Below are 17,910 nucleotides of genomic sequence, written 5' to 3' on the forward strand. Positions count from 1 at the left end.
GCCCCTCACGGCGACGGGACCGTCAGCGGGGCATCAGGGCGAAGACGCCCCAGCCCAGGTACTCGCGGCGGTACGCGGCGTACCGTGCGGGGTCCTCGGTGAGCTCGGTGCGCAGGGCGGGGGCGAGTTCGTCGTCGGGGTGGGTGTCGAGCCAGCGGCGGATGCTGAGCCACTGGGCGGCCTGGTAGCGGTCCCAGCTGTCCTGGTCGGCGAGGACCATCTCGACGACGTCGCAGCCGAGTTCGCCGAAGCGGGTGAGGAGGGCCGGGAGCGTCAGGAAGTCCCCGCCGCCGGCGCACGCGTCGACGGTGTCCTGGTCCGGGGGGTCCCGGCGCCAGTAGGGCTCGCCGATCAGCAGCATGCCGCCGGGGCGGAGGCTGCGGCGCAGGAGGTCGACGGTGCCGGGGACACCGTCGCCGATCCAGGTCGCGCCGACGCACGCGGCGAGGTCGACGGGCTCGTCGGCGACGTGGCCGGCGGCGTCGCCGTGGACGAACGCGACCCGGTCGGCGACGCCGAGTTCGACGGCGCGGGCCCGGGCCCTCGCCGTGAACACGGTGCTGATGTCGACACCGGTGCCGACGACGCCGTGGTCCCGCGCCCAGGTGCACAGCAGTTCGCCGGAGCCGCTGGCGAGGTCGAGCACGCGCGTCCCGGCGGGCAGCCGCAGCGCCCGCCCGAGTGCGGCGAGCTTCTCTGCGGTGATCGGGTTGTGGATGCGGTGGCCGCTCTCGCGGATGGTGAACTCACGTGGAAGATCCACTTCCGGGGGTCCTTACGTTCGACGAGGTCATGGCGGTCGAGGGGAACGGCCTGGTGGAGTGGGCCGTCGCTGCGTGGACCGTCATCGAGATGCACCTCGTCGGGAGTGGGGACCGCGGACCCCGCAGAGGCTAGGTCGCCCCCCGCCCCGCGTCCACCGGATTACGCGCCCGCCTGCAGCCGCAGCCCCGCCAGCGTCAGGTCCAGCGCGGCGCGGAACTGCTCGATGTCGTCGTGGCCGTCGAACTCGTCGACGATCTCGTGCACGAACGGGAACTCGCGCGGGTCGAGCGCCCGCCAGGTCTCGGCGAACCGACCGAGGAACGCGTCTCGGTCGGTGACGCCGTCGAGGACCTCCGCCGGGGGTTCCTGCCCGAGGTCGACCGCGGAGCCGACGACGACCGTCGTGATCGCCGAGACGGCGTGGAACCGCTGGCGCGCGGTGAGCCCCATCCGCAGGGTGGGCTGCCCCAGCTTCTCGTACAGGCGCAGCGCGTTGCCCTGGATGTCGGTGTTGCGCATGAAGTAGGCGCCGAGCCAGGGGCGCGCGAGGATCGCGTCGAACAGGGTCAGCGACATCATGCGCAGGTCGTCGATCGGGTCACCGCTGGGCTCCAGCGCCTCGAAGTCGGCGAGGACGCCGCCGATGACGTGGTCGGTGGCGCGGTCGAGCAGCTCGTCCTTGCTCGCGACGTACCAGTAGATGCTCGCGACGCCGCCGCCGAGGCGCTGGGCGAGCGCGCGGAAGGTGAGCGCGGAGGGCCCGGCCTCGTCGAGCAGTGCGACGGCCTCGGTGAGCACGGACTCCATCGAGTGCGAGGCCCGGCGGCGGCCGCTCTCGGCGGCGCGGGTGTGGTGGCGCGGCATGGGCTCCGCCCTTCGTCAGCATCGCGGTTTGCATCTCTATCGAACGCCGTTCTATCGTAGCTCATGGAACACCGTTCGATAGTCGATCGGCGTTCGACAGTGAGAGGAGCGCCGCCATGACGACCGCCGACCTGAAACACCCCGCCACCCGTACGTACACCTCCCTGCGCGCCGCCTGGATCCCGCTGGCCGCGCTCTGCCTGGCCTTCTTCGTCGAGATGGTCGACAACACGCTGCTGTCGATCGCCCTGCCCACCATCGGCCGCGACCTCGGCGGCGGCACGACCGCGCTGCAGTGGGTCACCGGCGCGTACTCGCTGACCTTCGGCGGGCTGCTGCTCACCGCGGGGTCGGTGGCCGACCGGCTCGGCCGCCGCCGGGTGCTGCTCGTCGGGCTCGCCGTGTTCGGCGGCTTGAGCCTGTGCGTCGTGTGGGTGACCACCGCCGGCGAGCTGATCGCCCTGCGCGCCGCGCTCGGCGTCGCCGCCGCGGCGATGGCCCCGATCACGAACTCGCTGGTCTTCCGGCTCTTCGACGACAAGGCGCTGCGGATGCGCGCCATGACGGTGATGATCGTCGTGGGCATGTCCGGCTTCATCCTCGGCCCGCTGATCGGCGGCACCGTGCTCGCGCACGTGCGCTGGGAGTGGCTGCTGGTCGTCAACGCGCCGATCGCCGTCCTCGCCTGGTTCGGCGTGCGCCTCGGCGTCCCCGCCGACCGGCCCGAGGACCTGACCCGCGACCGGCTCGACGTGCCGGGCGCCGCGCTGAGCGTCGCCACGATCGGGTTCGCCTGCTACGCGCTGACCAGCGGCGTCGAGCACGGCTGGCTCTCCGCGGCCACCCTCGGCTCGGTCCTGGGCGCGGTCGTCGCGGCCGTCGCCTTCGTCCGCCGCGAGCGCCGCACCGCCTCCCCCATGCTGGACCTGAACCTGTTCCGCAACGGCACCGTCCGCGGCGCCGCCGTCGCCCAGATCGGCACGTCCGTCGCGATGGCCGGGGTGATGTTCGGGCTGATCCTGCACTTCCAGTACGCCTACGGCTGGAGCCCGGTCAAGGCCGGCCTCGCGAACCTGCCGCTGATCGTCACCATGCTGCTCGCCACCCCGCTGTCCGAGGGGCTCGCCCGCCGCTACGGGCACCGCGTCGCGTGCCTGGTCGGCGCGGGCTGCCTGGCCGGTGCGCTCGCCGGCCTGTCCTGGGGCGTCGAGCACGGCTACCTCGTCATCGCGTGCTGCATGGTGCTGATGACGCTCGGGCTGCGGACCGTCATGACGATCTGCGCGGTCGCGCTGGTCGACGAGATGCCGGCGAACCGCACCTCGATGGGCACCGCCCTGAACGACACCGCGCAGGAGGTCGGCACCAGCATCGGCACGGCCGTCGTCGGCACGCTCATCGCCGCACTGGTCACCACCCAGCTCCCGCCCGGTGTCTGGAGCAGCGGCCTCGTCGCGTCCTTCTTCCACGGCGAGCGGATCGCCTACGGGGTGCTCGCCGTCGTCGTCGGCCTGATCGCGGGCATCGGCGCGCTGAACCTCACCGACTCCCGCAGCGTGGAGGAGCACGCCCCCGCCGAGGCGGCCTGATCCGGGGCCTGATCTACGGTGGCTCCCATGAGCAGCGACGGTGTGGTGGCGGACGGGGCGGTCCGGGCGGCGTGGGACGCGTGCGGGGCCCTCGACCCGGGGGCCTCCGCGGCCTCCCGGGAGGCGGCGGAGGCGCGGGTCGCGGCGGCGGTGTCCGAGTTCGGCCGCGAGGAGGTGTCGCGGGGGACGCTGTTCCTGGTCGGCGTCCTCACCGGCTACCTCGTCGCCGAGCGGCCCGGCGGCGGCGCGCCCTCCGACCCGCTGACCGACCTGATCCCGTCCGTCGTCCGCCGCCTCCCCGCCTTCCCCGCGGCGGCCCCCGAACATGTGCCCATGGCCACCGGCCTGTTGATGGCCGCCGCCATGGGCATGGACACCGTTGCCTGGCGCGACGGCTTCGGCCCCCTGCCCGCCGAGGAGGCCCTCCTCCACGGCTTCGTCCTCCGGCTCCTCGCCGACCTCTTCGACACCCTGGCGGGGCGGCCGGGGGTCATCGACCGGCTGATGCGGGAGACGTTCGCGGCGATGGGTCCGGAGCGGGACTGAACAGGCCCGAAGGGGGCGACCGTTCGCCGCGCACGACCGGAGAACCGGGGCGCTCGCGGTGCGGGGCGGGGTAGCCGCCCCCGACCGGAACCGTGCGGGCCGCGGCCCGGTGGCCGGCGTCGTCATGACGGCTCCCCTCTCCACAGGAGCGCGCCGCCGGAGCGACCCACCGCGCGCGTCCCCGACCGCACCCTGTCGTACCCTCCGCCCATGCCGATCCTCAGAGCTGTGCTCATCCTGCTCGGTGCGGGATGCTTCTACCTCGCCTACACCTACATATCCGTCCTGCCGAGCGAGCGCGCCGAGGCACGGCGGTTCCGGAGCCTGGAGGAGGACGGCGTCGCCGTCCAGGCGCGTCTCGTGTCCTTGCAGGCCAGGCCGGGAGACGCCCGTGCCTCCGCCGTGTTCGAGCTGGACGTTCCCGGAGGGGACAACGTCCGCGGAAGGCGATCCGTACGCGTCACGCCGGACCTGCGGGTCGGCGGACTGCACCCCGCCGTCCGGCACCGGCAGTTCCCCGACCGCTTCGAGTTGGGGACCGCGGCCGACATGGCCCGCATCCGCCGGCACCACGAGAGCGCACCGCGCACCGCGTTGCGCTGGTCCGCCACCGCGATCGCGCTCGGCACCGCCCTGGCGCTGACGTCCGCCCTGGTCTAGGACCGCGACGGGACGCGGTGGCGGTGTGCGCCGGGCGGCACCGAGGGTCCGCTCTGCGGGCAGCCGCTCCGGTCGCGGACCCGGTGCGCTGGTCGCGATCCGCCGTCACACCTTCGGCGCCGGGTCCTCCGTGCGGTAGACCGAGACGTGGGAGCGGGAGTCCGCGGTGAAGGGGGTGCCGGTCCAGTCGGCGTGGCGGGATGCGAGGGTGAGGCCCGCGAGCTGGGCCATCAGGTCGAGTTCGGCGGGCCAGATGTAGCGGTGGGGGCTGCGGAAGAGTGTCGCCTCGCGGCCGGAGTCGGGGTCGAAGCGGAAGTGGTGGGAGACGACGTGCTGGTGCAGGACGTCGTAGGTGTCGAGGCCGACGTAGCTGGGCGTCGATTCCCAGACCATCGCCTGCTGGCCCGGCGGAAGTCTGCGTAGTTCGGGGACCCACAGCTCGACGACGAAGCACCCGCCGGGGGCGAGGTGGCGGGCGGCGTTGCGGAAACAGGCGACCTGCTCGGCCTGGGTGAGCAGGTTGGAGATGGTGTTGAAGACGAGGTAGACGAGTGTGAACTCACCGGGGACACGGGTGGTGGCCATGTCGCCGAGGACGACCGGGACGGTGTTCTCGTCCACCTTGGTGCGCAGCCGGTCGAGCATCGGCTGCGACAACTCGATTCCGGTGACCGGGACTCCGCGTTCCGCGAGGGGGACGGCGACGCGCCCCGTCCCGACGGCGAGCTCCAACGCGCTGCCGCCCGAAGCCAGTTCGACCAGGCGGTCCACCGTCGGGCCGAGGACTTCGGGGGCGAACATGCCGGTGCCGGGGGTGTCGTAGGCCTGTGCGGCGCGGGTGTCCCAGATCTCGTCATCGGTCATGGGCGTCGACGATTGTCCGCACCGCCGGGAGCGTCAACACGTTATGTCGGCAGGGGAGTTACCCCGGGTGGCCCGTCGGCGTCGAATTGCGGTGGCCCGCGCGGCCCGCACCTGCGACGATGCGCACCGATCGTCCGACGGAGGGTGCTTGTTCGTCTTCATCTGCAGGGGGTGCGGGGCCGAGCTGACCGCGCCGGTGTCCCAGGTCCCGCTGCCCGCGCACGCGCGGCAGTCGTTCGGGAACGGGGTGCGGCTGCCGGTCCTCATGGAGCCGGGCACGTTCGCCGTGGACCCGGAGGTCGGCGCACTGCCGTTCAGGTCGTACGGGGAGCTGCGGCCGAGTGCGGCGGCGGGCCTCGGGCCCTACGCGCTCGTCCCCGTGGTGTCCGGCGGTGTGCACCTGGAGGTCGTCGTAGCGCCGGGCGACGCCCGCAACACCGTGCTGGTCCCGGAGCGGGCCGGCGGTTACTGCTGCGGTCCGGCCGGGGCGGACGGGCCCAACATGGCCTGCGCGTCCTGCGGTCTGCCGGTGGCGAGCCGCGTCGACGACTGCTCGCTCTGGCAGGCGGTGTGGCTCGCCCCCGACGCCGTACGGTGCCGGCGCGTCGACGCCCCGGAACCGGCGCTGCGGTCCTGGGCGGAGCTGGTGGAGGAAGGGGGGTACACGCCGCCGTTCGAGCCGTTCACCTCGTGGGGTGACTGGGGCGCCGAGCGCCCCTTCTGGTCGTGGAGCCCGCGGTGGGAGGCCGCGGCCGGGGTCGCGCTCGCGCATCTGGTGGCGGCGTCGCAGGGGCGATCGGTGACCGTCCCGGACGGGCTGTGTACGGAGGTGTTCCGGCGCGCGCTCGACGCGCTGCTGCCGTCGGGGCCGGCGCGGCGGGCCGTGCCGGCCGGGCCGGGGCGGACGGTCGCCCGCGCGGACGCCGAGATCGCCCTCGTGCCGGTGCATCCGCGGACCGGGGAGACGTGGGCGGCGGACGGGGTGGACGCGGTGCCGCTGCCGTTCGGGGTGTGGCTGTGGCTCGCCGTCCCGCCCCGGGACGAGTCACCGATCCGGCCCGCCACCGGCGGCCTCCCCCCGGGCGTCCTCCGCGACGATCCGCCCGCGCCCCGGTCTCCGTACCTCTTCCGCCCCGACGCCCGCACCTTCGAACGCGCCCTGACCCGTCTCCCACCCGCCCCATGGCTCCACGACGCGCTCGCGCGGATCCCGGAGCTGCACACGGCGGGGGTCCTGTGACCAGGGGCTCGGGCAGCGGGGCGCGCGGTCGCCGTCCGGCCGTCGGTCCGTTCAGCGGAGGCCGGCACCCGCGGGAAGCACGTGGGTGAGGGCGGTCCACCGGTCGCGTTCGGCGGCGTGGCTGCCGTGCGCCGTGGCCAGGGCGACGCCCTCGGGCGCCTCCGGTGCGGGCTCACCGCGGCGGGTGAGCAGGGTCAGCGGCCAGGTCGGAGAGGTCGACCGGGTGCCGTCGAAGGGGTGCCAGTCCCACGCCCCCTCGAACCGCCAGGCGCGGCCGTCGCCGTCCGCGACCTCGTCGCCGGGTTCGAGGAAGGCGTACGGGCGGAAGACCAGTCCGATGCGGACGGGTTCGGCGCCGTCCGGATCGATCGTGCACCCCTGCTCCTCGAGCGCGGGGTCGTGCGCCTCGCCCTGCCGCAGCAGCGCGAGGAGGAGCGCGGGGCGCGGCAGCATGCCGGTGACCAGGGGCGGGTCGAAACGGTGCACGCCCTGCACGTGCACCGTCGTCCGGCGGATCCCGAGCCGGCAGCCGTCACCGATCCGGAGCGTGTCCGCGGCGGGGTCCGTGACGAAGAGGTCCCACTCCCGGGACGACGGCATCGGCAGCGCCCGCTCCCCGCTCCACTGCATCTGCGCAGCGTCGGTGTCCGCGACGAGCCACGGGCATCGCACGGTCACATACCGGCGCGAGACGCCGGTGACGACGGTCGCGGCGAACGGGCACTCCAGCGACAGCACGTCGCCTGTTCGGTAGTCGCGGCTCATGCGGGCATTGTGCACGGACGGGTGACGCAGCGCTCCGCCGCCCGACGCGCTGCTGCGTGCACGCGGTCGCGACGGGTCGGGGAGGCGGGCACGGGGCGGGGTGGATATCCGGTGTACGGGTCGCGCGGCAGGGGCTCAAGATGGGGGCATGATGTTGAGTACACCTACCTTGCACACCTCCCGGCTGCGGCTCCGGCCGTTCGAGGACGGGGATGCGGGTGAACTGGTTGCGCTGCACAGCAACGCGGATGTGATGCGGTACTGGGACTCCCCGCCGTGGACCGACCCGGCGCGGGCGGCGCGGTTCCTTGCGCGGAGTCGGGAGATGGCGGAGGCGGGGGACGGCGTGCGGGTGGTGATGGAGCGCGCCGAGGACGGCGCGTTCGTGGGGTGGTGCACGCTGCACGAGTGGAACCCGGACTTCCGCAGTGTGAAGCTCGGGTACTGCCTCGGCGAGGCGATGTGGGGCCGGGGCTACGGCACGGAGGCCGCGCGCGCGGTGCTGGGGTGGGCCTTCGACACGCTGGACCTGAACCGCGTCCAGGCGGAGGTCGACACCCGCAACGACGGCTCCGCCCGCGTCCTGGAGAAGCTCGGCTTCGTCCGGGAGGGGACGCTGCGGGAGGACTGCGTCGTCGCCGGCGTGGTCTCGGACTCGTGGGTGTACGGGCTGCTGCGGCGGGAGTGGTCCCCCGAGGCGAGGCCGGCCGGCTGACCCCCCACGGCCGCCGCACCCCACCACGGCCTCGGGGCGCGCGGCGCCCGAGAGAGCCTCACGCGCCCGCCCGCGAGCGGGCGCGGGACCTGGGCCGGGTGGGTGCGACCTTCGCCGCGCCCGCCCGGCACCGGCCGGGACGGTCACGACCACCCGGCTCCGTAACTCCGTGTCACGCGGGGTGGGTCAGCTGTCTTCGAGGTGCTCGAGGTCGGTGGTGAGCAGGGCGTGTCGGTGCAACTCCATTGCGGCGTCCAGACGTTGCTGCCGGTTCGGTTCGCTCGGGTCGATCCTGCGTGCGGCTGCGACCGCTTCCGCGGTGAGTGCGGGCCTCGGGTCGCGCGCGCTCCTGGCGAGCAGCGCGTCGACCAGCTTCGGGAGGTAGGCGCGCGGGCTCACCTCCGCCAGGAGGCGGTAGGCGGCGAGTTCCTCGGCCGGGTCCAGCGGCCCGGAGCCCAGCAGCAGGACGCGGGCGCGCAGTACCGCGTGGTGGTCGGTCGACGTCATGGTTCCCCTGTCGTTCGGTGGCACAACGGGGGAGATTCTGGGCGGCGGCGGGTGGGGCGGACAAGGCGCGCGAAGTGTGCGTTCCGCCCTAGGAGATGTGCGGCTGAGCTGCGATGATGGGGGTGGTTTCGCCGGGGCGCGCGGAACGGCCCGCGTGGATGTCCGCCCCCGGCCGCGCCGCCGTGAATTCGGTTGCGCGCAGCCGCCCGGCTCGGGATCTTGCCCGTATGGCGTTGCACGAGGAGATCGTCGAGATCCGCCGGGAGATCCACCGGCGGCCCGAACTCGCGGGCGAGGAGCGGGAGACGGCCGGGCTGGTGGCCGAGCAGTTGCGTGCCGCGGGTCTTGAGGTGACGACCGGGGTCGGGGGGCACGGGGTGGTCGCCGTGCTCGACGGTTCGGCGGACGGGCCGACGGTGGCGTACCGGGCGGACATGGACGCGGTGGACGCGACGCGGAACGTCCTGCCGTTCCCGCTCACGGGCCGGACGTTCGACGAGGGCTTCGCCTCGACCGTCCCCGGCGTCGCGCACCTGTGCGGGCACGACCTGCACACCGCGATCGGGGTCGGCGTGGCGAGGACGCTGGCCGCGGACTCGCAACAGGTGCGCGGGCGGCTGGTGTTCGTGTTCCAGCCGGCCGAGGAGCCGTTGCAGGGCGCCCGCGCGATGCTGGACACGGGGGTGGTGCAGCGTCTCGCGCCGCGCGAGTTCTACGCCCTGCACTGCAACTCGGCGCCCGTCGGCACCCTCACGGTGTCCCCGGGGTACGGGCTGCCGGGGCTCGACCAGGTCCGGATCGCCGTGCCGGGCGGTGAGGACGCGGCGGCCGCGGTCGCGGCGGAGATCGAGGCGCTCGGCACGGTTCACTTCCCGCAGACCGTCGCCGCGTACCACGCCGCGTTCCAGGAGCTGCTCGATCCCGAACTCGCTGCGAAACGGCAGGAGTCCCTGTCCGTCGCGACGTGGGTCGAGCCGGGGGCCGGCGGGCCGCCCGTGGTGGGCGTCCTGTTGCGCCTCTGGCCGCAGGAGCGGCTGCCGCAGGTCCGCGCGCAGGTCGAGCAGATCGCCGCGGCCGCCGGTACGCGTGCGGAGTTCCAGGACGACCCCGTCCCCGCCCTGGTCAACTCCCCGGAACTCAGCACGGCGGCCGGCGGGTACCTGAGCGCGGCGACCGGGCCTGAGTCCGTCCTGTGGGCCCGCGCGTCGTGGCCATACAACTGCGAGGACTTCGCGCTCTTCACCGACGTGGCACCGGGCGCGCTGCTCTACCTCGGCGTCGCGAACGCCGAGGAGGGCATCAACGGCACACCGCACGGCCCCGAATTCGCCGCCGACGAGCGCGCGATCGCCCACGGGGTCCACGCCATGTCCGGGCTCCTGGCCCACCGACTGGGGGCGGAGGCCCCTGCCCGGCGGCCTCGGTCCTGAGGTGTTCGGACGGCGGGAGGGGTTGGCTTCGACGCAGACGGCGTGCGGAAAGGTGTTCGTTTATGGGACGGGGGTTCGGTTGCGGTGCGAGAACCTGAGCGGGGATCAGCGGGGGTGAGCGGCATGGACGAACGGCGTGCGGCGCGGCCGGAGGACGGGGCGGCGATGCTGGGTGAGGCCGCGTGTCGGTACCGGTCGGACGAGGTGTGTCCGGAGGACCTGCCGATGATCGCGGCCGAGGCGCTCGCGGCCGGCGCGGACACCCCGTCGCTGTGCGAACTCGCCGGGTGGCCCCGCACCGCGGATCCCCGCGACATCCGCGACGCCTTCGAGCGCGCGCTCGACGAGGCCGGGGTCTCGTTGCCGGATCCCGACGTCGCGCGGCGGCACGCGCTGCGCCGGACGGCGGCGCGACTCGTCGCGGGCGAGCTCGCCCCCGGCGGTCTGGCGACGGATGCCTGGTGGGAGGCGCAGGGCGAAACCGAGGCGGAGCGCGCCCTCCTCGCGCTGATCCCGGCGTGCGAGTGCTGCGCCGCGTACACACTCGGCCTCGACCAGCGGACCTGGGAGCGACGGCTGCGGGAGGCCGCGCACGCCCGGACGGCGGAACCGCCGGTCGCGCCGGGCTGCTGAGCAGCGCGGCGACGTCCGTCGGAGGAAGTCCCGGCCTCAGCGCCCCGACACGCGGCCGCGCGGGTCTGGAGGTGCGACTGGACGAGCGGGACCACGGCGGCGGACTACTCGCCCGGCGGGACGCGGACGAACCCCTCGGGCCAGTCGTAGGCGTCCGGTACGTGGGGTTCGAGGACGAAGCAGGCGGGCTCGTCGCGGAAGCCCGGGAACTCCCCTGCCGCGCGCAGGCGTTCCTCGGCCCGCTCGCGCGTGGAGTAGATGCCGAGCAGCTTCACGTCGTCGCCGTCCCGCTCGTCGATGTGGACGCCGCCGTCGTCGACGTGGACGGTGGAGCCGTCCGCGCCGGCCTCGTTCTGGTGGCCGACGTGCCACAGCGGGTAGACGATCACGGGCGCGAACGTGGCAGGGCGGTGTCAGGCGGGGCGAGCGGATTCGGAGACGGCGGCCGGCGGCTGCGGGACGGCGGTCGGGGTGCGGGGGAGGCGGCGGATGGCGGGGGTGGCGAGCATGGCGGAGAGGCAGAGGACGGAGACGGCGCAGGAGAAGAGGAGGACGCGGTCGGCGCCGAGGGAGTCCGCGGCGGGGCCGGCGAGGGCGCGGCCGAGGGGGATGGCCATGATGGAGCCGGCGACGTCGTAGGCGTAGACGCGGCTGAGGACCGCGAGCGGGATGTGCGTCTGGACGCTGGTCGCCCACATCACGCCCCAGAAGGCGAAGCCGCAGCCGGCCAGGATGCCGGTGAGGAGGGTGGCGAGGAAGGACCAACCCAGCGCGGGCGCAAGGGGGTTGAGGGTGAAGAAGAACATGGCGAGAGCGCCGGCGACGAGCGGCCGGGCGGGCCGGACGCGCATGCCGAGCAGTCCGCCGACGATGGTGCCGAAGCCGTCCGCGGAGGCGATCCAGCCGTAGCCGGCCGAGCCGTGCTGCTCGGTGAGGAGCGCCGCGCCGAGCGGGATCGCGGGGCCGAAGACGAACAGGCCGTACGTCGCCCAGATGACGATGACGCCCCACAGCCAGGAGCGGGAGCGGAACTCGTGCCAGCCGGTCCGCAGCCGGTGCAGGACGTGGTCGTCGCCGTCCTCGTGGACCGCGCCGATCGCCCGCAGCGGCAGCAGGGTGAGCGCGCTGAGGCCGTAGGCGGCGGCGATGACGAGGTAGGAGCCGGCCACCTGCCAGTACGCGACGAGCAGGCCGGCCAGGCCGGGGCCGATGAGCGCACTCATCGCCTCGGAGATCCGCAGCACGGCGTTGGCGCGCTGGATGTCCTCGGCGACCTGGGGCACCATGCTCGCCACCCCGGGCTGGAACATCGCCGTCGCGGCGCCGCTGAGCGCCATCAGCGCGAGGATGTGCCACAGGCGGACGTCGGTGGTCATCAGGAGCACGGCGAGCGCGAGCATGGCCAGCATGCGGACGACGTCCGCACCGACCATCATCACCTGCGGCGTGAAGCGGTCGGCGAGCACGCCCCCGAACAGCACGAGCAGCGCGATCGGCGTCATCCACGCGGCGAGGGCGTACCCGACGCCGGACGCGCCGTACCCCGCGCCGAGGACGGCGGTGGTGAGCGAGACCATCAGCATGCCGTCGGCGAGCATGGAGGCGCTGCGGGCGGTGAAGAACAGCCGGAACGGGCGCGAGCGCCACGGGCTGGGCGGCGCGGGCTCGGCCTCGATCGCGCCCGGTACGGTCCCGGGGGCGTGCGGGCCGGGGGTCGGCTCGTCGTCAGTGGTCATCCGGCATCGGCCTCGCGGCCGTCCCCTTCCATGAGAACGCGCTGGTCGGCCCAGGCGCGGGTGGTGTCGTCCGCCGCCGGGGGCGGGTCCTGGACGACGACGTATCGGCGGGGCGCGAGGAGGCCCGTGGGCCCGGCGCCGGAGGAGAGGACGGCCGTGAGGGCGCGGTGGGCGTCGGCGGGCGTGAGGGGTGCGTCGCCCGCGGCGAGGTAGGCGGTGAGGGTGCCGGTCGCCGTGTCGAGGGCGACGTGGACGGGTCGGCCGCCGAGCGCGGCGCCGAGGGTGTCCGCGATCACCGTCGGGGAGACCCAACAGCCGTCCACATGAACCCAGTTGGGTGTGCGTTCGGCCGGTCGCACCCCGGTCGCCCCGGTGAGTGAGGACAGCGGCACGTCGCCGACCGCCGCCGCATCGAGCAGCCGGACCAGGCCGGTGGCGAACGCCTCCGCCTCGGCTCGCGAGAACAGCGCCGGATCCGCCCACAGACCCAGGTGCAGCACGGGCTCGGTGCGGTAGGCGAAGCACAGCAGCCGGGTCGGGAGGACCTGGAACGGGCCCCATTCCAAATCGAGTTCGGGTTGAGGTGCGCTGTCCGCCGGGTCCGCGAGCCCGCTCACGTCGTTGAAGACCACGTCCCGGGCGAACCGGCTGCCGCGCTCTGTGGTGACGCGGTCGATGGCCTCCCACAGCCGCACCGCGTCGAACTGGCTGTGCCGGTAGGCGTCGAGGGCCGCGCCCCACGCCTTACGCAGCACGGCGTCGAAGGTCGGGCCGCGCACATCGAGGGCCAACAGGGCGTCCTGGGACAGGGTGTTGACCGCCCGGACCAGGCCCGGGCGGGAGCGGTTGGCGAGCGGGGCGGCCACGACGCACGTGGTCTGCCCGGCGCGGTGGGCGACGAGCGTGCACCAGGTGGTGAGCAGCACGGTGGCGGGCGGGCTGCCGGTGCGCCGGGCCGTCGCGGCGAGCGCGCGGGCGGCGCGGGCCGAGCGGAGCGTGAGCTGGGGGTGCTGCCCGTCGGTCCCGGTGGCGCGGGGCTCGGCGAACATCTCCTGCGGTCCGCTGCCGATGATCCGCGACCAGTACCGCAGGGAGGACTCCGAGCGGCGCACCCCGGCCGGGGACGCCTCCTCGGCGGCGAGGTCGAGCGGGGTGAGCGCGTCGACGGGCGGGAGCTCCCCGCCCGCGAGCAGCGCGTGGAACTCCTCGCGCAGGACGGCGAGCGCGGTGCCGTCGGTGACGGCGTGGCTGGCGGCCAGGGTGACGAAGGCGGGAGCGCAGCCGCCGGTGAGGACGGTGAAGCGGAGGGGGAAGTCGCGGTCGAGCCGGAACCGTCCGGCGCGGGACGCGCGGGCGACGGTCTCGGCGTGGGCGGCGGACGGCCCGGAGAGGACGTCGCGGAGCGTGACGTCGAACTCGCCCTCCTCGGTCACCACTTGGGTGCGTGGTGCGCCCTCGGCGGGGTCGGGGAACGTGGTACGCAGCGCCTCGTGGCGCTCGACGAGTCGGCGCAGGGCGTCGAGCACGGCGTCCACGGTGTGCCCGGCGGGGACCGTCCACACGTCGTGGTTGTTGATGTGGAGGGGGTCCTCGCGGAGGATGCAGCGGATCATGTTCGCCTGGCCCATGGTGACGGGGCCGCGGCGGGTTTCGCGGGACGGGCTCGCGTAGGCGACGGTGAGCGTGCGGGCGGTGCCGTCGCGGCCCGGCATCGTCGGTGCGGCTCCGTCGGCAGCGACGTGACGGGCACGGCTGTCGGACCGCCTCCCCGTACCCTGACGACGCCCGCCACCGGAGTGAGCACCGTCGCCGTAGCTCCCGCCCGCGCCGTGCCGCACACCGTTCTCGTACAGCCCACCGGTCCGCGCCGCGCCCGCCAGCGCACCCCAGACGTCGATCAGGAAAGCGAAGTCCCCCATGGAAAGGGCGGGTTCGTCGAGCAGGCGGTCCCTCCGGGCGGCCAGTGCGTCCGCGACGGCCGTGTACCGCCCGCCGAGCGTGCGGTAGGAGCGGTGGACCACGTCGAACCGCTCGGCCAGCTCGTCCGGGGTCGAGCGCGCGGCCGAGCGGACCAGCGCGGCGACGGCGTCGGCGCGCAGCAGGCCGTCGGCGTCGAGGAGGGACTCCCCCGCCTCGGCCGCCGCCGCGTGCAAAGCGTGGTGGTCGGGTGCGGCCAACAGGTAGCGCACGAAACGGAGTTGGTACGCCAGCAGACCGGCGTCGGTACGGCGCTCGCGGGTGTGGTGGTTGACGATGTGGCGGTTGTGCAGGACGCCCGGCAGTCGGGCGCCGTGCACCAGGTGCAGGAGGAAGTAGTCCGTGCCGATGGTCTCCGTCGCGGGCGGCAGCGGCACCCGGGAGTGCACCGCGCGGTCGAAGGCGACGTTGCACATGTCGACGCGGGCCGGGCCGACCAGGGTGAGCGTGGTGTCGTCGACGGCGAAGGGGGTGGTCCCCGCCCCGCGGAACGCCTCGTCGACCAGCTTCCGCCGCCACAGCTCCGGGACGTCGGCCGGGAGCGAGAGGCCGACGAGGTCGTGGTGGACGGCCGGGTCCGTGCGCCGGATGTCGTCGACGTCGACGGACATCTCGCCGATGAACGAGCCGCCGGCCAGGACGACGGGCCGGTGGCGGTGCGCGGGGTCGAGCCGGGTGCGGGTGACCAGGCCGGAGGCCTCGGCGGCCGGTCGGCCGAGGGCGGTCAGCTCGTGGTGCAGGGGGTACACGGGCTCGCCGTCGAGCGACTGGTAGCCGCTGTCGGAGTCGCGTCGGTGCACGGAGTCGCAGCCCAGGGCCTCGGCGACGAGGAAGGCGCGGTCGGTGCAGGCGCCGTAGGAGACCCGGGACGGCAGCAGCAGGTCAACCACCCGGTCGGGGTCGGGGACGGCCGCCCGGGCGACGGCGCGGCGCAGGAAGGCGCGCTGGGCCGGCTCGTCGAGGTGGTGGACGGTCACTCCGGGGTGCGGGGGCAGGGCGGCGACCGTACGGTGGTGCTCGGCGAGGGCGGCGGGCGGGGCGGAGTCGAGGATCACCATCGCGATCTTGCATCCGAACTCCCGGGCCCCGTAAGCCGCTTCGGCCGCGACCGCCGTGATCGTGGCGGACGCGGCGCGGTGCGTGGGCAGGGTCAGGCAGACACGGCGCACGCCTACTCCCCGGAGGGGGCGGTAGCCGCGGCGACGGCCGGACCGCCGTCGGACGCCCGAGCCTCGGAGACCCGGGCCTCGGACGCCCGGGCCTCGGGCGGCCCGCCGTCGGACGCCCCGTCATCGGTCGGCGCGTCGTGCCAGGACGCCAGCCCCAGCAGCCGGCTGCCGAGCGCGTCCAGCTCCGCCGTCGGGTAGCGCTTCGCCTCCGGCAGGACCATGTCCCCGACCAGGGTGCGGTTCCAGCGCGGGGTGCGCAGGTGCCGCCAGGACTCGACGCGGGAGCGCCGCAGTCGCTCGTGCTCCTCCAGGGCCGGCATCATCGACAGGTACTGGACGGCGCGCACCCCCCGCTCGGAGGTGTTGCGGGCCACGCCGTGGGCGAGGAGGCCGTTCCAGATCAGCAGGTCGCCGGGGCGCAGATCCGGGCGGACGACCGGAAACTCGGCGCGGTCGGCGGCGGGGCGGATCGGGTCGCGGTCGGCCGGCTGGCCCGGCTTCCACTCCTCGAACCGGCGGAACAGCTCGGGGCAGCACTGGAAGCCGCCCGTCTCCGGGCTGGTGTCGTTGAGGGCGATGATGCCCTGCACGCGCTGCGGCGGGACGCCGAGGGTGGTGTCGATGTCCCAGTGCAGCTCGATGTCGAAGCCGCGGTCGGTGGGGTCGATGAGCGCGCGGTCGCGGTTGCCGGTGTTGGGCGGGTTGAGGTTCAGGCGGTCGAGGGTGACCCACAGCTCCTCGCAGTCCCACACGTCGACGAAGGCGTCGTAGACCCGCTGCGCCTGGCGGCTGTCCCAGAGCAGCTGGTGGTGGTACGCCTCGACGAACCCGTAGACGTGGAGCTGCCGGTCGAGTTCCGAGCGGAAGGGCCGGTCGGCGTTCCACTCCTCTGGCCGGTCCGGGGACAGGCCCTGGAAATCCCAGGTGAAGTCGAGGAGTCGTCGCGCCGCAGCGGCCGGGACCGCCTCGCGCACGACGACGTAGCCGTAGGTCTGCCAGTGCGCGAAGTCCTCCTCCGAGAGCACCCGCAGCGGGCGGGACTTGGTCAGCTCGCGCAGGGTCGTCTGCGCGAGGTAGGACTCGCCGTCGGCGCTGAAGTAGGGCCGGTCGGAGGCGGCCCGGTGGAGACGGGGCCGGCGCGGGGAGCGGGGGGCTGCGGGGGCGTGGGGGGTGGGCAAGCTGGTACTCCTCGGCCATCGGTCCGCGCCGCCGCTGGGGGCGGCGGCGCGCGGCGGGACGGGGACGAGGGCCTGGGGCGGGCCGTCGCGGCGGGCTCTGGCAGCAGAGTGGTTCAGACCATTGAGCGTGTCAAGTGGATGTCACAGAAGGGCACTTGCGTGACGCACCGCCCCAGGAGTCACAGGAAATGTCGCTTCCGGACGTTCACTCCGGTGGTCTAGACAAGCTGGCGGGCACTGTCCTATGGTCCGGTCGAGCCACCGGTTTCTGACGGTGCGTCGGCAGCTTGGCGCCCGGGCACGACCGGCTGCCCCCGCGCCCGCTCGCGGGACCCCCACAGCTCGGAGGAAGCGGACTTCATGAGCACATCCGACACCACGGCCCCACCGTCGATCGGCCTGCGGAACCCCGGGCCGGGACTCGTCGCCCTCGACCCGGTGCACACCGCGCTGCTGCGCGGCCTCGACGAGCTGCTGCGCGGTCTCGCGACCCGGCTCTCGGCTCCCGAGGTCGTCGGCCCGCCGCTGCTCACGGCGGACGGCCTCGACCGGCTCGACTACTTCCGCAACTTCCCGCACCTCGGCGTCGGGGTCGGCCGGGTGGCCGCGGACGCCCTCGACGGGCTGGCCGGCGGCCGGGCGCAGGACGGGCGTCCGCCCCTGGAGCCGACCGGGCACTTCCTGCCCTCCGCCACCTGCTACGGCCTGCTGCTCTGTCTCGAAGGCCGGGACGTCGGGCCCGAGGGGCTGCGGCTGTCCGCCACCGGCCGCTGCTTCCGCAACGAGACCCACTACGACGGCCTGCGCCGCCTGTGGGGCTTCCACATGCGGGAGGTGGTCTACCTCGGCGACAAGGACGGAGCCGTCGAACACCTCGACCTGGGAGCGGAGTTCATCGGCGACGCCGCCGCGCTCCTCGGCGTCGAGCTGACCCGCGCGGCGGCCGACGACCCGTTCTACAACCGGGGCGGGTCACGCGCCCGGCTGATGCGGCTGGACCCCGTCAAGCACGAGTTCAGCGCCGCCGACGGCACCGCGATCGCCTCCGTCAACCGGCACCGCAACTTCTTCGGCGAGCGGCTCGGCATCCGTACGGGCTCCGGGGAGCCGGTGCACAGCTCCTGCGTCGCGTTCGGCGTCGAGCGCTGGGTGCACGCGATGGTCCTCGCCCACGGCACCCCCGAGCGGGCCCTCGACCAGCTGCACGACGTCCTGCGCTGAGCGCTCCCGCCCGACGGCCGCACTCCCCCACCGACCAGAACGGCTCCCCGC

17 protein-coding genes and 1 pseudogene are annotated in these 17,910 nt (G+C 74.3%); 8 read left to right on the forward strand and 10 right to left on the reverse strand.

What is annotated here, in order from left to right; genetic code table 11:
* Window positions 1-22 precede the first annotated feature (22 nt).
* Window positions 23-763 carry an SAM-dependent methyltransferase gene (locus ACFWEG_RS12115; protein WP_387212708.1) on the reverse strand — a complete coding sequence of 247 codons (741 nt, stop codon included), beginning with the start codon at window positions 761-763 and terminating at the stop codon, window positions 23-25.
* A gap of 161 nt (window positions 764-924) precedes the next feature.
* Entirely contained in the window at window positions 925-1,572 is a 648-nt protein-coding gene (locus tag ACFWEG_RS12120; RefSeq protein ID WP_387212818.1) for a TetR/AcrR family transcriptional regulator, read from the reverse strand.
* 173 nt (window positions 1,573-1,745) lie between these two features.
* Between ACFWEG_RS12120 and ACFWEG_RS12125 the strand changes: the two genes are divergently transcribed.
* The 3 genes from ACFWEG_RS12125 (at window position 1,746) to ACFWEG_RS12135 (ending at window position 4,424) form a co-directional block, all read left to right on the forward strand.
* A complete protein-coding gene (locus tag ACFWEG_RS12125; RefSeq protein ID WP_387212711.1) occupies window positions 1,746-3,218 on the forward strand; it encodes an MFS transporter in 1,473 nt (490 codons plus the stop codon).
* A gap of 27 nt (window positions 3,219-3,245) precedes the next feature.
* Window positions 3,246-3,764 (forward strand): hypothetical protein, encoded by a 519-nt coding sequence (locus tag ACFWEG_RS12130; protein ID WP_387212714.1) that lies wholly within the window; start codon window positions 3,246-3,248, stop codon window positions 3,762-3,764.
* A 210-nt stretch (window positions 3,765-3,974) separates the two neighbouring features.
* Entirely contained in the window at window positions 3,975-4,424 is a 450-nt protein-coding gene (locus ACFWEG_RS12135) for a hypothetical protein (RefSeq protein ID WP_387212717.1), read from the forward strand.
* Window positions 4,425-4,529: 105 nt separating this feature from the next.
* Here the strand turns inward: ACFWEG_RS12135 and ACFWEG_RS12140 are convergent, their stop codons facing one another.
* The gene (locus ACFWEG_RS12140; protein WP_387212721.1) at window positions 4,530-5,288 is read right to left on the reverse strand and encodes a class I SAM-dependent DNA methyltransferase; all 759 of its coding nucleotides are present in this window, start codon (window positions 5,286-5,288) and stop codon (window positions 4,530-4,532) included.
* A gap of 148 nt (window positions 5,289-5,436) precedes the next feature.
* Here ACFWEG_RS12140 and ACFWEG_RS12145 point away from each other — a divergent pair, with 148 nt between their 5' ends.
* Window positions 5,437-6,528, forward strand: a complete 1,092-nt coding sequence (locus tag ACFWEG_RS12145) for a hypothetical protein (protein WP_387212724.1) — start codon at window positions 5,437-5,439, stop codon at window positions 6,526-6,528.
* A 51-nt stretch (window positions 6,529-6,579) separates the two neighbouring features.
* Here ACFWEG_RS12145 and ACFWEG_RS12150 read toward each other — a convergent pair whose 3' ends face one another.
* Window positions 6,580-7,293 (reverse strand): hypothetical protein, encoded by a 714-nt coding sequence (locus ACFWEG_RS12150; protein WP_387212726.1) that lies wholly within the window; start codon window positions 7,291-7,293, stop codon window positions 6,580-6,582.
* Window positions 7,294-7,441: 148 nt separating this feature from the next.
* On the opposite strand from ACFWEG_RS12150, the gene ACFWEG_RS12155 reads away from it, so the two are divergent.
* A complete protein-coding gene (locus ACFWEG_RS12155; protein ID WP_387212729.1) occupies window positions 7,442-8,008 on the forward strand; it encodes a GNAT family N-acetyltransferase in 567 nt (188 codons plus the stop codon).
* Between the two features lie 186 nt (window positions 8,009-8,194).
* Here the strand turns inward: ACFWEG_RS12155 and ACFWEG_RS12160 are convergent, their stop codons facing one another.
* Window positions 8,195-8,515, reverse strand: coding sequence for a hypothetical protein (locus tag ACFWEG_RS12160; protein WP_387212732.1), 321 nt, complete (start codon window positions 8,513-8,515; stop codon window positions 8,195-8,197).
* Between the two features lie 227 nt (window positions 8,516-8,742).
* Here ACFWEG_RS12160 and ACFWEG_RS12165 point away from each other — a divergent pair, with 227 nt between their 5' ends.
* Both ACFWEG_RS12165 and ACFWEG_RS12170 read left to right on the forward strand, forming a co-directional pair.
* The gene (locus tag ACFWEG_RS12165; protein ID WP_387212736.1) at window positions 8,743-9,945 is read left to right on the forward strand and encodes a M20 family metallopeptidase; all 1,203 of its coding nucleotides are present in this window, start codon (window positions 8,743-8,745) and stop codon (window positions 9,943-9,945) included.
* Between the two features lie 123 nt (window positions 9,946-10,068).
* A complete protein-coding gene (locus tag ACFWEG_RS12170) occupies window positions 10,069-10,578 on the forward strand; it encodes a hypothetical protein (RefSeq protein ID WP_387212739.1) in 510 nt (169 codons plus the stop codon).
* Between the two features lie 104 nt (window positions 10,579-10,682).
* Here the strand turns inward: ACFWEG_RS12170 and ACFWEG_RS12175 are convergent, their stop codons facing one another.
* The 5 genes and pseudogenes from ACFWEG_RS12175 to ACFWEG_RS12195 form a co-directional block, all read right to left on the reverse strand.
* On the reverse strand, window positions 10,683-10,967 hold the full coding sequence (locus ACFWEG_RS12175) for a hypothetical protein (RefSeq protein ID WP_387212742.1): 285 nt from the start codon (window positions 10,965-10,967) through the stop codon (window positions 10,683-10,685).
* A gap of 24 nt (window positions 10,968-10,991) precedes the next feature.
* A complete protein-coding gene (locus ACFWEG_RS12180; RefSeq protein WP_387212745.1) occupies window positions 10,992-12,314 on the reverse strand; it encodes an MFS transporter in 1,323 nt (440 codons plus the stop codon).
* A complete protein-coding gene (locus ACFWEG_RS12185) occupies window positions 12,311-14,026 on the reverse strand; it encodes a condensation domain-containing protein (protein WP_387212821.1) in 1,716 nt (571 codons plus the stop codon). The genes ACFWEG_RS12180 and ACFWEG_RS12185 overlap by 4 nt, the downstream gene beginning before the upstream one ends.
* Before the next feature lie 141 nt (window positions 14,027-14,167).
* A pseudogene (locus tag ACFWEG_RS12190) lies at window positions 14,168-15,460 on the reverse strand (DUF6271 family protein); the annotation flags it as partial.
* A gap of 2 nt (window positions 15,461-15,462) precedes the next feature.
* Window positions 15,463-16,638 (reverse strand): phytanoyl-CoA dioxygenase family protein, encoded by a 1,176-nt coding sequence (locus tag ACFWEG_RS12195; protein ID WP_387212748.1) that lies wholly within the window; start codon window positions 16,636-16,638, stop codon window positions 15,463-15,465.
* A 360-nt stretch (window positions 16,639-16,998) separates the two neighbouring features.
* Between ACFWEG_RS12195 and ACFWEG_RS12200 the strand changes: the two genes are divergently transcribed.
* Window positions 16,999-17,859: a hypothetical protein gene (locus ACFWEG_RS12200; RefSeq protein WP_387212751.1), complete on the forward strand. Its 861-nt coding sequence runs from the start codon at window positions 16,999-17,001 to the stop codon at window positions 17,857-17,859.
* Window positions 17,860-17,910: the final 51 nt, after the last annotated feature.

The sequence above is a fragment of the Streptomyces sp. NPDC060194 genome (assembly GCF_042728285.1).
Taxonomy (GTDB): Bacteria; Actinomycetota; Actinomycetes; order Streptomycetales; family Streptomycetaceae; genus Streptomyces.

What these genes read in the sequence shown, in the direction of transcription:
- ACFWEG_RS12160 (WP_387212732.1), bottom strand. Translation starts at nt 8,515, where the DNA reads ATGACGTCGACCGACCACCACGCGGTACTGCGCGCCCGCGTCCTGCTG.
- ACFWEG_RS12165 (WP_387212736.1), top strand. Translation starts at nt 8,743, where the DNA reads ATGGCGTTGCACGAGGAGATCGTCGAGATCCGCCGGGAGATCCACCGG.
- ACFWEG_RS12200 (WP_387212751.1), top strand. Translation starts at nt 16,999, where the DNA reads ATGAGCACATCCGACACCACGGCCCCACCGTCGATCGGCCTGCGGAAC.
- ACFWEG_RS12125 (WP_387212711.1), top strand. Translation starts at nt 1,746, where the DNA reads ATGACGACCGCCGACCTGAAACACCCCGCCACCCGTACGTACACCTCC.
- ACFWEG_RS12155 (WP_387212729.1), top strand. Translation starts at nt 7,442, where the DNA reads ATGATGTTGAGTACACCTACCTTGCACACCTCCCGGCTGCGGCTCCGG.
- ACFWEG_RS12135 (WP_387212717.1), top strand. Translation starts at nt 3,975, where the DNA reads ATGCCGATCCTCAGAGCTGTGCTCATCCTGCTCGGTGCGGGATGCTTC.
- ACFWEG_RS12120 (WP_387212818.1), bottom strand. Translation starts at nt 1,572, where the DNA reads ATGGAGTCCGTGCTCACCGAGGCCGTCGCACTGCTCGACGAGGCCGGG.
- ACFWEG_RS12130 (WP_387212714.1), top strand. Translation starts at nt 3,246, where the DNA reads ATGAGCAGCGACGGTGTGGTGGCGGACGGGGCGGTCCGGGCGGCGTGG.
- ACFWEG_RS12180 (WP_387212745.1), bottom strand. Translation starts at nt 12,314, where the DNA reads ATGACCACTGACGACGAGCCGACCCCCGGCCCGCACGCCCCCGGGACC.
- ACFWEG_RS12185 (WP_387212821.1), bottom strand. Translation starts at nt 14,026, where the DNA reads ATGCCGGGCCGCGACGGCACCGCCCGCACGCTCACCGTCGCCTACGCG.
- ACFWEG_RS12170 (WP_387212739.1), top strand. Translation starts at nt 10,069, where the DNA reads ATGGACGAACGGCGTGCGGCGCGGCCGGAGGACGGGGCGGCGATGCTG.
- ACFWEG_RS12140 (WP_387212721.1), bottom strand. Translation starts at nt 5,288, where the DNA reads ATGACCGATGACGAGATCTGGGACACCCGCGCCGCACAGGCCTACGAC.
- ACFWEG_RS12150 (WP_387212726.1), bottom strand. Translation starts at nt 7,293, where the DNA reads ATGAGCCGCGACTACCGAACAGGCGACGTGCTGTCGCTGGAGTGCCCG.